Source organism: Paenibacillus sp. Soil522 (assembly GCF_001428245.1).
Taxonomy (GTDB): Bacteria; Bacillota; Bacilli; order Paenibacillales; family Paenibacillaceae; genus Pristimantibacillus.
Genome location: NZ_LMRV01000099.1, coordinates 127,153 through 141,822 on the forward strand (window position 1 = coordinate 127,153; position 14,670 = coordinate 141,822).

General features: G+C 42.0%; 14 protein-coding genes. 11 read left to right on the top strand and 3 right to left on the bottom strand.

Features of this window, described 5'->3' with window-relative positions; translation table 11 throughout:
• Window positions 1–95: 95 nt before the first annotated feature.
• The 7 genes from ASG81_RS27580 to ASG81_RS27610 all read left to right on the top strand — a co-directional run bounded on the left by ASG81_RS27580 (window position 96) and on the right by ASG81_RS27610 (window position 9,361).
• A complete protein-coding gene (locus tag ASG81_RS27580) occupies window positions 96–1,556 on the top strand; it encodes a spore germination protein (protein ID WP_442952968.1) in 1,461 nt (486 codons plus the stop codon).
• A 24-nt stretch (window positions 1,557–1,580) separates the two neighbouring features.
• Window positions 1,581–2,672, top strand: a complete 1,092-nt coding sequence (locus ASG81_RS27585) for a spore germination protein (RefSeq protein WP_056642284.1) — start codon at window positions 1,581–1,583, stop codon at window positions 2,670–2,672.
• Window positions 2,669–3,886, top strand: a complete 1,218-nt coding sequence (locus tag ASG81_RS27590; RefSeq protein WP_235549058.1) for a Ger(x)C family spore germination protein — start codon at window positions 2,669–2,671, stop codon at window positions 3,884–3,886. The genes ASG81_RS27585 and ASG81_RS27590 overlap by 4 nt, the downstream gene beginning before the upstream one ends.
• 157 nt (window positions 3,887–4,043) lie before the next feature.
• Entirely contained in the window at window positions 4,044–4,985 is a 942-nt protein-coding gene (locus ASG81_RS27595; protein ID WP_056642291.1) for a tyrosine-type recombinase/integrase, read from the top strand.
• Between the two features lie 389 nt (window positions 4,986–5,374).
• Entirely contained in the window at window positions 5,375–7,021 is a 1,647-nt protein-coding gene (locus tag ASG81_RS27600) for a spore germination protein (RefSeq protein ID WP_056642294.1), read from the top strand.
• On the top strand, window positions 7,011–8,219 hold the full coding sequence (locus ASG81_RS27605) for a Ger(x)C family spore germination protein (protein ID WP_056642297.1): 1,209 nt from the start codon (window positions 7,011–7,013) through the stop codon (window positions 8,217–8,219). Before ASG81_RS27600 ends, ASG81_RS27605 begins: the two co-directional genes overlap by 11 nt.
• 38 nt (window positions 8,220–8,257) lie before the next feature.
• Window positions 8,258–9,361 carry a GerAB/ArcD/ProY family transporter gene (locus ASG81_RS27610; RefSeq protein ID WP_056642300.1) on the top strand — a complete coding sequence of 368 codons (1,104 nt, stop codon included), beginning with the start codon at window positions 8,258–8,260 and terminating at the stop codon, window positions 9,359–9,361.
• On the opposite strand, the gene ASG81_RS27615 is transcribed toward ASG81_RS27610, so the two are convergent.
• On the bottom strand, window positions 9,354–9,590 hold the full coding sequence (locus ASG81_RS27615; protein WP_056642303.1) for a hypothetical protein: 237 nt from the start codon (window positions 9,588–9,590) through the stop codon (window positions 9,354–9,356). The genes ASG81_RS27610 and ASG81_RS27615 overlap by 8 nt on opposite strands.
• Before the next feature lie 302 nt (window positions 9,591–9,892).
• Window positions 9,893–10,732, bottom strand: a complete 840-nt coding sequence (locus ASG81_RS27620; protein WP_056642306.1) for a sugar phosphate isomerase/epimerase family protein — start codon at window positions 10,730–10,732, stop codon at window positions 9,893–9,895.
• A gap of 189 nt (window positions 10,733–10,921) precedes the next feature.
• Here ASG81_RS27620 and ASG81_RS27625 point away from each other — a divergent pair, with 189 nt between their 5' ends.
• A complete protein-coding gene (locus ASG81_RS27625) occupies window positions 10,922–11,536 on the top strand; it encodes a class I SAM-dependent methyltransferase (RefSeq protein ID WP_056642544.1) in 615 nt (204 codons plus the stop codon).
• A gap of 118 nt (window positions 11,537–11,654) precedes the next feature.
• Here ASG81_RS27625 and ASG81_RS27630 read toward each other — a convergent pair whose 3' ends face one another.
• Window positions 11,655–12,455 (bottom strand): AraC family transcriptional regulator, encoded by an 801-nt coding sequence (locus tag ASG81_RS27630; RefSeq protein WP_056642310.1) that lies wholly within the window; start codon window positions 12,453–12,455, stop codon window positions 11,655–11,657.
• A gap of 186 nt (window positions 12,456–12,641) precedes the next feature.
• On the opposite strand from ASG81_RS27630, the gene ASG81_RS27635 reads away from it, so the two are divergent.
• The 3 genes from ASG81_RS27635 to ASG81_RS33325 all read left to right on the top strand — a co-directional run bounded on the left by ASG81_RS27635 (window position 12,642) and on the right by ASG81_RS33325 (window position 14,632).
• Window positions 12,642–13,646, top strand: coding sequence for an aldo/keto reductase (locus ASG81_RS27635; RefSeq protein ID WP_056642311.1), 1,005 nt, complete (start codon window positions 12,642–12,644; stop codon window positions 13,644–13,646).
• A 136-nt stretch (window positions 13,647–13,782) separates the two neighbouring features.
• The gene (locus ASG81_RS31505) at window positions 13,783–13,938 is read left to right on the top strand and encodes a hypothetical protein (protein ID WP_155972000.1); all 156 of its coding nucleotides are present in this window, start codon (window positions 13,783–13,785) and stop codon (window positions 13,936–13,938) included.
• Window positions 13,939–14,317: 379 nt separating this feature from the next.
• Entirely contained in the window at window positions 14,318–14,632 is a 315-nt protein-coding gene (locus tag ASG81_RS33325; protein WP_235549059.1) for a zinc ribbon domain-containing protein, read from the top strand.
• The last annotated feature ends 38 nt before the right edge of the window (window positions 14,633–14,670 follow it).

The following is a 14,670-nucleotide window of genomic DNA, read 5'->3' on the forward strand; positions in this document are numbered from 1 at the left end:
CCTGAATGGTCCGTGTATCTGCAGGCTTTGATTTGCCTCTTGATTCCTCTCATTATTTCTTATGTAGTTAACCGGTTTCGTCAAACAGAGGATGAGTGATCCCGATGCATGAAAATATGTTTGAGAAGCTTGCTGCGATTCGTGAACAAATGATGGACCACTCGGATGTCATGATACGGGAATTTTCAATTGGCCGCAAGGGCATACCGGCAGCTATAGTGTTTGTGAATTGCTTGGCTGATCACGAGCTTATCGATCAACATATTTTACGGACATTAATGTCCTTGCGTGACCAAGACTTGTCCCTTACAAAATCGTATCTCAAGAATCAAGTGTTATCCGTAAGTCAAATATCGGAAACGAATGATATAGATGAACTGATGCCGAAGGTATTAATCGGTACTACGGCGCTAATCATCGATGGCCTCCCGGAAGCCTTTATGATCAACACGGTAAAAAATAAATCAAGAAGCATAGAGGAACCGATATCTGAAGCGCTGGTTAGAGGGCCGAGGGCGGGTTTTGTGGAGACCTTGTCAGATAATACAGCACTTCTGCGCAGACATGGTGAAAACGCCAGCTTAGCATTTATGAGTATGCAGGTCGGCGCACGAGCCAAGAAGGAGCTGATTATTGCTTACATTAAAGATGTAGCCGATCCGGATTTAGTCGAAGAGGTTAGGAGGAGAGTCAGCAAAATCGATATCGATAATCTTCCCGAATCGGGGTATGTCGAGCAATTAATTGAGGACGATTTTTTAAGTCCATTCCCGCAGATTCAGAGCACGGAAAGACCTGATCGGGTAATAAGCGCATTGATGGAAGGGCGGGTCGCCATCCTGCTCGACGGTACGCCGTTCGCCTTAATCGCTCCTGTTACCTTTAGCATGCTGCTGCAATCGCCTGAGGATTACTACGAGCGTTGGCTGGCGGGCTCTTTGCTTAGAATATTGCGTTTTTTCGCTGCTTTAATCGCTTTATTGACACCAGCCCTGTATATCTCTTTCATTTCGTATCATCCGGGCTTAATTCCGACGAAGCTGGCTATTTCCATTGTAGGCGCCAGGGTAGGAGTTCCTTTTTCTTCGCTTGTAGAGGCGTTAATTATGGAGATAGCCATTGAAATATTACGTGAGGCGGGACTTCGTTTACCCAAGCCTATAGGTCCGGCAATGGGCATTGTTGGCGGTTTGATCATCGGCGAAGCAGCTGTGCAAGCGGGTATCGTGAGTCCGATTCTCGTTATCGTCGTAGCGGTAACTGCCATTTCGTCCTTTGCGATACCGCAATTTAGTGCAGGGATTGCATTACGGATGCTGCGTTTTGTTACGATGTTCTGCGCTGCTGTATTCGGGTTGTACGGCGTTGTGTTGTTTTTCTTATTGTTATGCGCGCATATCGTCAAGCTGAAAAGCTTTGGCGTGCCTTACGCGAGCCCGGCAGTTCCTTATCGCGTTAGCGATTGGAAAGATTTTTTTGTTCGCATGCCTATTTTCATGATGAAACGAAGACCTGAAATGCTGCATACAAAAAATCAGAGGAGAAAAAAGAAATAATATGGCGTTGAAAGAAGGCTCATCATGACAAATAGCACGAAGGATCGAATTACCACCGTCCAAACAGCTGTAATCGTATCTAATTTTATGTTAGGTTCAGGAATTCTGACGTTGCCCAGAGCAGCCGGGACAGAGGTGGAGACTCCAGATGTATGGATATCCGTGCTTATTGGAGGCATAATCGCGATTGCGGCAGGCGTGATCATGGCAGTGTTATCCAAATCACATGTTGGCCGATCTTTATTTCAGTATAGCCAGGACCTCCTTGGAAAATGGATAGGAGGAGTCATCAGTATCGCGTTTGTTATTTATTTTTTTATGACAGCAGCGTATCAGATTCGAGCTCTGGCTGAAGTAGCGGCTTTTTTCTTACTTGAAGGCACTCCGACGTGGGCAATCTTCATGGTATTTATGTGGGTAAGTCACTATTTGATGACTGGCGGCATCAATGCGATTGCGCGTTTGTTCGAGATCATCCTTCCAATAACAATTGTCATCTATTTGTTAGTGATGTTAATGGCATTAAAAATTTTTGAGCTGGACAATCTGCGGCCTGTATTGGGACAAGGAATTATGTCTGTTTTAGCAGGCTTGAAAGCAACTTCGTTATCCTTTATCGGCTTTGAAATCATACTCATACTGACTGCTTTTATGAATGAACCTAATAAATCGGTCAAAGCGGTTGTTTATGGGATCGCGATACCGCTGTGTCTGTATCTTCTAACCGTTGTTATCGTTATAGGATGCTTATCCTTGGATGGTGTTCTGACTAGATCATGGCCGACGCTAGATCTCGTCCGAAGCTTTGAATTGTCGGGCTTGATTTTTGAACGGTTCGAATCTTTATTGCTGGTCATTTGGATCATGCAAATTTTTTCATCCTACACGAGTGCTTTTTATGCAGCTTCGCTTGGAGTATCACAGGTTTTCAATATAAATATGAATAAATGCCTGTATATCCTGCTTCCGATTGTATTTATCATTGCAACACTTCCACAAAATACAACGGTTTTATTTGCATCCGGAGATTTGCTGGGCAACATCGCTATTTATTTATTTATTTTAATACCTTTCCTATTGTTGCTGACGAAATGGAAGAAAAGGAGCAAAGGATGATGGTATTCCGTCGTATTAACTGGGGTCGTTGGTTTCTATCTTGCCTTTGCTTACTTACGCTGCTCGTTCAAACGGGCTGCTGGAGCAAGGATGAGATTGAAGATCTAAGTATTTATGTGGGCATGGGATTGGATATGGCGAATGAAACGGCATTAGAAGATAAATTGGACAAGTTAGGATCAGGCTCTAGGAAAAAAAACTTGATTACATATACCGTGCAAATCGTTGATAAGCAATCGGAGGCAAAAAGCGGAGATACCAAAAGTAATCCAAGCTCCAAACCTTACTTAAATGTTTCTGTCACAGGGGATTCTCTCTTTGAAATGATTAGAGAATTTTCTACACGAATGGAGCGCCCTCTTATTGGTCATCACCTGAAAATAATCGTCATTAATGAAGATCTATCACGGCGTAACAATATGAATAATCTACTTGATTTCATTTTAAGGGATAACGATATACGGCCCAATTGTCTCGTCTTTATGAGCAGCGGCTTATCGAGAAAAGTGCTGGAGGCAAAAGGGAATTCGATTATTCCTTCCTTTCGCATTATAGGTATGGTCGATAATCGCTACCGGTCATTAAAAATATTGCCGTCCATGTCACTGATAAAGCTTGAAGCTAAAATGAATAGTAGATCCAGTTATATGCTGCAAAATATAATTGCTGCTGACGGGGAAGTGAAGTTTTCGGGAGCAGCGGTTATTAAAGGTAAAACACAAAATTTTAGGGGGCGGTTATCCGAAGAGGAGTTATTAGGCGTAACGTGGCTAAGCGGAAACGGCAAAGGGGGAGACGTCAAAAGCTATGATGAAAAGACAAAGCAGGTAATGACATATGAACTGAAATCAATGAAAAGTAAAATCCATTCTTATGTAGATGGCGATAAAATAAAATTTCATGTAAACATACAATCCGAAGGGCGTTTGATCGAAGAATGGATCAACTTAAACGAACCAATCCAAGCTGAATTAATGAAGAGGGCTGAGCAAGCAGCGGAGAAAGAGATCAAGCGAGTAATAAAGCTTGGATTAAATAAAATTCAAAAAGAATATAAAACCGACGTCGTCGGCTTCGGCACCCGATTAAGCATTGAACACCCTAAGATGTGGCAAAAGGTAAAGAAGGATTGGGATAATGTTTTTAGTGATGTTCCAATCACCTATAGCGTAAAGCTTGCGATTACAGATACGGGTGCGAAGCAGTCCCGATAATTTTTATACGAAAATGGGCTGATTTTCGCTTCCAAAAAACTGCGTGAAATACATATTTCACGCAGTTTGCTTTTATATCGGTTTTTCAGCTATGATACTAGAGTAGTGTTCACACATAAATAGAGTACATAGAAGCGATTTTGATGGAGGATTTGCCTTGCGAAAGAGACAATATGAGGTGTCGGATTGCTATGGAATCGAAATAGAGCTCTTTTCCATTTGGATGAAAAATAAAGGGATGACCAAGTCGACGCATCAAGCCTACATAAGCGACGTAAGCGATTTTCTCCAGACTGTGCACCCGAAGGAAACGAAGCATATAGCGAAAATGGATATTATGCGTTATATGGCCGTATGCCGCGAGAAGGGAGCGGGGGATGAAGCGCGCAATCGAAAGCTGTCGTCCTTGCGTTCATTTTTTAAGGCAATGATTGAGATGGAGCATTTGGAAGCGAATCCTGCAGCGCTAATTGCGAAGTCAAAGCAGGAGAAAAACCGCATCCCGGTTTATTTAGAGGAAAATGAGCTGGAGGCGCTGCTCCACACGATAAAGGGCAAATATTATATCCGTAATGCAGCCATCGTTCTATTAATGGCGTATGCCGGCCTCCGCGTAGGGGAGGTGCACCGGATGAACTTGCAGGATTTTCGCCAGGACGGCTCGATTCATATTTTAGGAAAAGGGCGCAAGTGGCGCGTCGTACCGCTGCCGGACGCCTTGCAACACGTTTTGAATGAAGCGATTGCAGAACGCATGGAATCAAGGCAGAATAAGGAGCAGCCGTTTTTTGTATCGCAATTCGGTCGCAGGCTATCGATTCGGATGATTCAGACTGTAGCCGACGATACGATTAAGCAGCTAAAGGAAGCGATGCCGTCACTTGCGGATAAACGGCTCTCCAGCCATAAGCTTCGCCATTCGTTCGCGACGATGCAAATTCGCAGCGGCACAGACATTCGGACGCTGCAGGAGCTGCTCGGGCATGCGAGCATCGAAACGACACAAATTTATACGCATATCGACAATAAGCAGCTTCGGCATGCGATGAACAACATTTCAAGCAAGATTCCTATGAAATTCCAAAAACAATTAACGTAAATATAATTATGTAAACTAAATAAAAATTGAGGGTAATGCTCATGTCAATATCTATTTTGTGATATAGAAGCTGAACCCTTGCAAAACACAGGGAAGCACAGTAAGGAAGTAAACAAGAAGCCGGGGTGAGTAATTTCGCACATCCCGGCTTTTTTCGTGTTTCTAGATAAAATCAAATTTGTGTATAAACAGAGTGTCTCTTACTTAAGTAAATGTTCTAAAATATTAAGCGAATATTCTAATCTGTACTTAGTGAAAGAATACTTATAATAGTAAATGGATGGATATCTTAATCGTATAAAAAAACTGGAAAATAGATATGCTAAATAAATAGGGAACACATCAACGCTTCTTTCAATCACACTACACACTTGGAGTGTTATAAGAAAATGAACAGTGCATGGAATCGGTTAACAAAAACGCGAAAAAAAAGAAAGCAGACACTACAGTATGAGGAAACAGAAATAAACGCAAACAAACAGGAAATTAGTGAACATTTAGATGGAAACCTTACAAATATTAAAGAAGCTTTAGGCAACAGCAGTGACTTAGCCATTCGTGAATTTAAAATGGGTAAACCATCCCTGCATAAAGTTGCGATTGTATATATAAATGGGTTAGCCGATAATGAACTCATTGGCCGTTTTATCATAGAAAAACTAATGGGTAACGTAAACAATACTGAAAGTGTTGATCCCGAATCACCGAGCCAATTATTTACATACATTAAAGAGAATATTTTAATAGTTGGGACAGTTGAGGATATAACGGACTGGAACAAAATGCTGCTTTTTCTCTTATCTGGACAAACCATTCTTCTGATTGATGGCTGGAATCAAGTCATTAGCTGTGCGGCACAAGGCGGGGAGATAAGAGCCATTACAGAACCTTCGGGAGAACCTGCTATTCGGGGGCCTAAAGAGAGCTTTGTTGAGGCGCTTATAACCAATACGGCCATGGTTCGCCACAGAATTAAAAGCCCTAATCTATGGGTTGAAACCATGAAGCTAGGGAAGATCACACAAACAGATGTGGCCATTATGTATATAGAAGGGATTGTCAATGACAAGCTTCTTACTGAAGTCAAAGAGCGGCTGGGTAAAATTGAAGCTGATGAGATTACTGGTTCCAATACAATTGAAGAATGGATTAATGACGACACATGGACACCTTGGCCAACTATGTTAACAACGGAACGTCCGGATGTTGTGGCTGGAAATTTATTGGAAGGACGTGTCGCTATTTTCGTTGATGGGACACCGATTCCTTTAATTTTACCAGCGACATGGAATCAGTTTTTTCAAACGGCGGAAGATTATTACATGCGTTGGAATATTGCCAGCTTTTTGAGACTTCTACGATTTGTTTCATTTTTAATCACCCTTTTTGGACCGGCACTTTTCATTGCGTTTATTTCCTTTCACCCTGAAATGATTCCAACCCCTTTATTAGTAAGTCTGACAGCACAGCGCCAGGGAATTCCATTTCCGGTATTTATAGAGGCTTTGTTAATGGAGTTTACATTTGAGATTTTGCGGGAAGCCGGTGTTCGGATGCCGCGTCCGATTGGTCAGGCGGTTTCGATTGTTGGCGCACTTGTATTGGGAGAAGCAGCTGTTTCAGCAGGAATTGTATCAAGTTCCATGGTCATCGTGGTGGCTGGGACAGCAATTGCCAGTTTTACAATGCCCCATCATTCCCTGATGGATGCGACACGTTTACTTCGATTTTTGATGATGATTTTGGCAGCTTCTTTTGGTCTTTACGGAATTGGACTCGGAGTCATTGTTTTAGTGGCACACACTTGCAGTATACGCTCTTTTGGTATTCCGTATTTGGCACCCTTTACCCCGCTCATTTTTGCTGATTGGAAAGATACCTTGATTCGTTTACCAAAACCGTTTTTGTCAACACGTCCACGATTAATCAGTCAAACGAAAATAAAGAGGACGGGTAATATCCAAAATCTCGGGCCGTCACCAAGGGAAAATCAAACAAAGGACAACGAATCAAAGAGGGGTTCCAATGAAACATAGAACATTCATCATTCTTTTTATGCTTCTATCTACTGTATTGCTGTCAGGCTGTTGGGATCGTGATGAATTACAAGACCTTGATCTCGTAAGTGCTATTGGAATTGATGAAGGCGGCGATGATGTGGAAAACAGATATCGCGTTACGGTCCAAATTATAAATGAAGGACAAATAGCCGGTGCGCCAGGGCAAGGAGGGAAAGCAGAATTGGCTCCTGTTACGACCTATTCGGATACAGGAAGCACCGTTGCGGAGACACTCCGAAAAATCACGCTAAAGACATCTAATGAACTTTTTTTTCCTCATGTCCAATTGATGGTGATTGGGGAGGAGCTTGCGAGAAATAAAGGGATTCAAGATTTGTTTGATTGGATTGAACGTGATTCCAAATTTCGTACTCTATTTCCTATATTAATTGTCAGAGATAATACAGCAATGAATGTTCTCCAAATCACGACACCTTTAGAGACCGTTCCTTCTGCCAAGATTGTTGGCAGCCTAGAAACTACAAAAAAAATCTGGGGAGAGTATGCAAGTACCCGCGCTGATAAAGTCATTCAACAATTAGGCGGAGAAGGAGCGAATTTAACGGGGATTCGGATTACCGGAGACCCCAAAAAAGGGAACAGTTTAACAAACGTTCAACAAATATATCCAAAGGCTGATATAGAGATAAAGGGTCTTGCCATATTTAAAAAGGGTAAACTCATAAAATGGTTAGATGGAGATTCGGCACGCGGTGCAACATGGATTAATAATGAATTGACAAAAACGATTATAAATCTTGATTGTGAAAAGAAGAAAAAAGGGATTGCAGTAGAAATGATGCGCTCTAAAACGAAAATTAAAGTGGAAATAAGAAATAAAAAACCCGTAATTTATATCAAAGTTCGATCAGAAGGCCACATCTCAGAAGTCCATTGCCCAATTGATCTCGGTAATCATGAAACCATTCAAAAACTTGAAAAACAGATGGAGAAGGAAATAAATGAGGAAATCATGATAGCATTAGAAGCGGCCAAAGAACAAAAAAGCGATATTTTTCGTTTTGGCGAATATGTCAACCGTGAGGACTCAAAATTGTGGAAGAAGATAAAGAAAAGATGGGATGATGAAATCTTTCCCGAAACAGAAGTCAACGTTAACGTACAAGCGTTTATTCGACGGTCAGGATTACGAACGAAACCGTATTTAAAATAAGGACAATTCAAGTCATAACGAAGGGAGGTTTCCACGCGATGGAAAAAGCGAAGATTAGTGTTATTCAACTATTTGCTCTGATGTTTTTATTTGAACTTGGAAGCGCGCTTGTCGTAAGTCTTGGCAGTGATGCCAAAAAAGATGCCTGGCTTGCGGTTCTTTTAGGACTGTGCGGTGGAATTGTTTTGTTTTTTATTTATTACTTTTTATTTCGCCAATATCCAAATCTGCCGTTTACCGGATATGCCAGAAAAATATTTGGCAAGTACCTTGGATGGATGATTGGCTTGTTATACACGGTATACTTCTTGTACGCATCTGCCCGGAATTTGCGTGACTTCAGTGATTTGCTGCTTACGTCGGCATTGCCGGAAACACCGTTATTGGCGATCAATATCTTATTAGTTCTTGTCATTTGTTATGTGCTTTATCTAGGGATTGAAGTAGTAGGGAGAACAGCCGAAGTATTTATTGTTATTTTGATCTTTATTGGACTTACAGGAAATTTTTTCATCGCTATTTCAGGTAATATTGATATCCATAATATACAGCCATTTCTAGAAAATGGATGGAAACCAATCATAACTACAGCCTTTCCGTTGATTACATATTTTCCTTTTGCAGAAATGTTTGTCTTTACGATGCTGCTTCCTTATTTAAATCGGCCTGAATTAGTGAAAAAAGTTTGGCTGTCTGCTTTGATTGTGAGTGGTCTCATCTTAAGTTATACAGTAAGTTTAAATATCGCCGTTCTCGGTGTTGAAGAAGTGGAGCGATCTACTTTTCCTTTGTTATCAACCATTGGAAAAGTCAACCTTTTCGAATTTATCCAACGACTCGATTCCCTTGTTGTCTTTACCTTTCTAATTACGATGTTTTTCAAAATATCCATCTTTTTTTATGGTGCAGTCATCGGAATAGTCGATTTGTTCAAGTTAAAAAAACATCAACACATTCTATTGCCAGCTGGGGTGATACTCATTTTTTTATCTATGGCGATTGCTTCAAATTTTTCGGAACATATTGAAGAAGGCCATGACATTACATCGTATTACATTCACATTCCTTTCCATATCATCATCCCGTTGTTCATGCTGATTATTACCATCATTCGCAACCGTTTCAAAAATAAAGCTAACTAGAACCATTTTGTTTGTTTTTTTTATCTTTTATGATGATTACGATTTGTTGACCAATTGTAAGCAATAAAAAAAATCCTAACATTACATATTCTCCAGGTTCTATTACCCAAAACGGGTTTAGTAAATGGAATAATGCGTGAGAGAGATTAATGCCTAAAAGAAGATCCATTCCTACGCTAAGTGCATTGGTTAATATAAGAATGAATATAAATATTCCTAACACTTTCATATTTTTTTCTCCTTATTTATATGAGTTAAATATAGTCTTTATCAAAAGGCAATCTTTTATGTAGTTGCTAATCTAAAAGTGTTCCACTTACATAGCGACTGTTATTGTGAAAGTTAACCACCCTGAGCCAAGTCCCTGCTAAGAGCAATAAAACACAATTTAATAACGTAATTTTAATTATGTAAACAACATAGACGAAAAATAGCTATGATGATTAAAAAAAGCTGTTGACGGATACGGGAGGTATCAGTCATCAGCTTTTCTGTCATAAATGAGACCGAGCAGCAACTAGCCTGCTTCTTTCATCGCGTTGCCACTATGAATGGCTCAACAATGGTTTTAACTCGTTCAAGCCCTTGCCACATATCCCCTGGACCATCATAAATGAGAACATAGGCGCGGTTATAGCCTACTTCCTGCACCTTGTTCAGGTAGGAAATAAGCTCATCTTTATCCGGAAACCCAGCTTCATCATACGTTGGTTTCACATGAACCGATACACTCAGATGGGCTGTCGCACCAATTTCCGCTATTTTTCCCGCACCGTGATAATTGCCGAAATCGGTTATAAACCCTATTCCCTTACCGGCTTTAGTAAGCAGCTTGAGACTGCTCTCGGCTGTAGAGGTAAGAGATTTAAAATTTTCTGTAATGACGTGAACGCCTTTGGATGCAGCATAGTTCGCGAGCTCAGCCAAAGAGGCTGCCGAAATTTGAAGCGCTTTCTCATCGGTGGGCGCAGCTTCGCCGGCAATAACGCGAATTTGCTTGGCGCCGCAGAGAGACGCAATAGCTATCCATTTACGGATAAGAGAAAGGTCTGCTAATCTTTTTGTTTCATCGGAAGCCGTTAAATCGCCGTAGTCGAGAAGCAGCGTGTCGAATTTGACGCCAGCCGCTTGAAAAGAGCTGCGAAGCTGCTCTAGATAAGCCGGCTCCGTCGATGGAAAATGAAAATGACAAACTTCGATCGCTTGATAGCCTCTTTCAGCTGCTTCGGCAGGCAGCTCAAGCAGTGTAAAAATTTGCGGCTGTTCCTGCTCCTTTGTCTGATGGCTGCCGGTTTCCGCATCCCACACGGTCCAGCGAAGAGGACCCAGTATTCGATGCAAGCTCCATGTGCTTATAGATAGGTATGACACTATTCATCCCGCCTCTTAATATAATGATTAAACTCATAATTAGCATAGCATTTAACGGGCCGAAAAAAAGTATCGCTTTTGGCTTATCATTCCTCTTGTTGGTGATTGTTGTCCAATAAGGCTTCATGCAGTGTTAGATTTATGGCTTGTCATCATGAGATACAAGAAGCAAGGGAGTGCTGGATGACGATGGGGTTAAAAAGAGCGATACAGGAGAAATTATTATTTTTGTATCATTTTTTTTACAAGCCGGGACAAATCGGAAGCGTGACGCCAAGCTCTAAATATTTGGCGCAAAAAATGGTCGAGTGTGTACCCTGGCATGAGGTTAACTATATAGCGGAGCTGGGGGCGGGAACGGGAGCGATAACGAAGCACATTCGGACGGCTGCTCAGCGTAATACAAAGGTTTTGCTTTTCGAGAAAGATCCGCATATGCTAAAAACGTTAAAAGTTGAATTTCCGAATTTCTCGTGCTATAAGAATACGACAGAGCTCCAAGCGGTCGTATATGAGGAAGGAATCGAACAGCTGGACTGTATTATAAGCGGGCTTCCTTTTTTTAATTTTCCCCAAACGCTGAGAGATAAGCTGATCGAACAAATTACTGCCACTTTAAAAGATAATGGTCTGTTTATCGCCTTTCAGTATTCGCAGCAAATGAAAAAACAATTAAGCTATCATTTTCATTTGGAGGAAATTAAATTTGTGCCGTTGAATGTTCCGCCTGCTTTTGTATACGTTTGCAGGAAGAAGGAGCAAAAGAGCTTGTTTGTTGCAGGCTTGAACAAGACTGAGCAGTAAACAGATCTTATAAACCGTTATGGAGGAGAACACCCCTCATGTTAAGATGGTTAAAGATTTATCGCATTAATTAATTTATGGATAGGAGCCTGCGGCATGCAGGCTCTTTTTTTGATCGTTAGACGATTTTTTTTCGATAGTGGGAGGGGGATATGCCCTTTACTTTTTTGAACATTTTCGAGAAGAGCAGCGGATCGGTATAGCCGACGGAATGGGAAATGTCCGATATGGACAACTGTTGATTGTTCATCAAATCGCAGGCTTTATCCATTCGATAATGCAATAAATACATTTGCGGCGAAAGCTGCTCGACCTCTTTGAATAAAGAGGATAAATAAATCCGCTCTATTCCAATCAGCTTTGCCAGCTCGGATATGCTGACTTTATTATAGTAGTTCATTTTTATATATTCGATCGCTTTGCTAACGTATACCTCCTTGGCCTTCGGCAGGTAACCGGTTTGATTAGGGGCGGTCAGCATGTCGATCCATTCCGCAATGAGGCGGTACAGGAGGCTATGAACGATAAGTCCGCTATTTTTCTCGAGTACTTGGGCATCTGTAAACTGATCCAGCCAAGGATCAAACCAGCCTGCGGGCGCAAATTGAAAATGAGGGCTTGATTTGCTTAAGTTTACTTGTGCAAGCAGACGATCGACGCTGGTGCCTTGGAAGGCGATCCACGAATAAACCCAAGGCTCGTGCTCATCGGCTGTCATCTGGCAAATCGTGTCCGGAAACACCATGAAGCCTTGCCCTTTTTTGAGCGCATACGTACAGCCGTTGATTTGATAGCTGCCTTTGCCCTCGTGGATAAACAGTATTTTATAATGATCCTTAACCCCGGGTCCCCAATTATAGCCTGGCACGCAGTACTGTTTGCCATGATAATAATAAATAAGTTCATAGCGCTCACACATCTATTTTCAGCTCCTGCTCACATTCCTTTAATATATTACATTATGCCATATAAAACTTGCTTGTGGACATTCCATTTATTTGTACTGCTAAGCTATACTTTGAAAGTATTCATGGATGGCAGACATCATAATAGCATGCTTCCAGCGATGAATCAATCCATTTTAGCAAAAGGGGAATGCTGACTAATGCCTTACGTAGCTGATCAAACTCGATATTCCGATATGAAGTATATTCGCTCAGGAAAGAGCGGCATTAAGCTGCCGGCTATTTCGCTTGGCCTATGGCAAAATTTTGGCGGCAATCAGCCGCTGGAAAATTCACGTGCGATGATTTTAAAAGCGTTCGATCTTGGCATCAATCATTTTGACCTGGCGAACAATTACGGGCCTCCTGCCGGCTCTGCCGAGGAAACATTCGGAGCGGTGTACAAGAAGGATTTGACGCCATACCGGGATGAGCTGCTTATTTCAACAAAAGCAGGCTACTATATGTGGGAAGGGCCTTACGGCGAATGGGGCTCCCGCAAAAACCTGCTTTCGAGCCTGGATAGGAGCCTCACGCGAATGGGACTTGATTATGTCGATATTTTTTATTCGCATCGTCCAGATCCGGAAACGCCGCTTGAGGAAACGATTGGCGCGCTTGACCAAGCCGTGAGACAAGGCAAAGCATTGTATGTCGGCTTATCCAATTATAGTGCGGAGCAGACAAATGCAGCGCTCAAAATTTTGAAGCAGCTTGGTACGCCATGCCTTATTCATCAGCCGAATTACTCGATGCTGAATCGTTGGATCGAAGACGGCCTGCAGGAAGTGTTGAATGAGAATGGCGTAGGCTCGATCGCCTATTGTCCGCTCGGAAGGGGACAGCTGACGAATAAATACATTGATAAAATCGAAGCGGAGTCCAAAGCTTCCTCCAGCACAATGAAGCCGGAAGCAATCACCGCGGAGCGTATTCAGAAATTCCGCAGCCTTGAGGCATTGGCAGCCAGAAGAGGACAAACCTTGTCCCAAATGGCGCTGTCATGGGTGCTGCGTGAGGGCGGCGTAACCTCGGCGCTCATCGGCGTCAGCCGCGTCAGCCAGATCGAAGAGAATGTGAAGGCGCTGGAAGGCGCGCCGTTATCGGCTGAGGAATTAGCGGAAATCGACGCGATCCTGCATCATATTGGCAATATTCCATGGTAAAAACGAACCCAGGCACTATGCCTGGGTTTTTTATATGGGCAGAGAGCAGCAGATTAGCTCCAAAAGCAGGAAATGTAGTTGCGTGCGCTTTTCCGTCATAAAATGCAAGTTTTGACCATAGATATGGTAATGGGAGATGTTCGTTAGGTTAGGTGAAACGGGAGGAGAGGCCGCAGCGAAGGAGCATTACCTGCAGCTGGGAGGGATTGTAATGAGTATCGAATTGCTCATTCAACTACTCGTGCTTATTGTAATGATCATCGATATGGCCAACAGATCAAAGGATTCTTAGCCAATGAAGAAGACAAAGCATCCGAATCGGATGTTTTGTCTTCTTTTTCGTGCTCAATAAGGATTACAGAAAAAGGAAACCATTGAGAAGCAACGAATTACTTATATCAGTTTAATCAGATTATAGAATGAGCTGGAAAAACTCCTGCTAAACTTACTCACATGCTTCTTTTTAGGTAAAAGCTACTTTTATGGATCATTTGATCATTTAGAGGGAGAAATTCCTGATAAATGGATTCCGAAAGGCTACATAAGCAAAATAGCGGGAGCTATTCCTGTTGCTTTATACGCATTCGAAAATATATCAAGACTACGTATAGCTAAAGCGAGAAAGGAAGATTAAAATGATTGAATGTCCTTGGTGCAGCAGGGAAGTACTATTGGATCAAAATGTTTGTCCGGCTTGTAAGCACGAGGTTCTAGCCGAGCATTTGGAGCCTAGCCTAATTGATCAGGATAACAATTCGGTTGAGTCCGAAATCGCTCTGGACGAGCTTGATATGGAAGCTATTATTGCCAATGAGTTCGAATGCTCTAAATGTAAGCATGATGAGTGTGAGATTAATGAAATCGCCATGACAGGTGCGGGTCTAAGTAAAGTGTTAAATATTCAATACCATCATTATTTATATGCTTCTTGCTTGCAATGCGGGTTTGTTGAAATATATAATCCGAACTTATTAAACCGCAGATGATACATAGATCTGCCGATCGTTTATGGCAGTACCGGAAC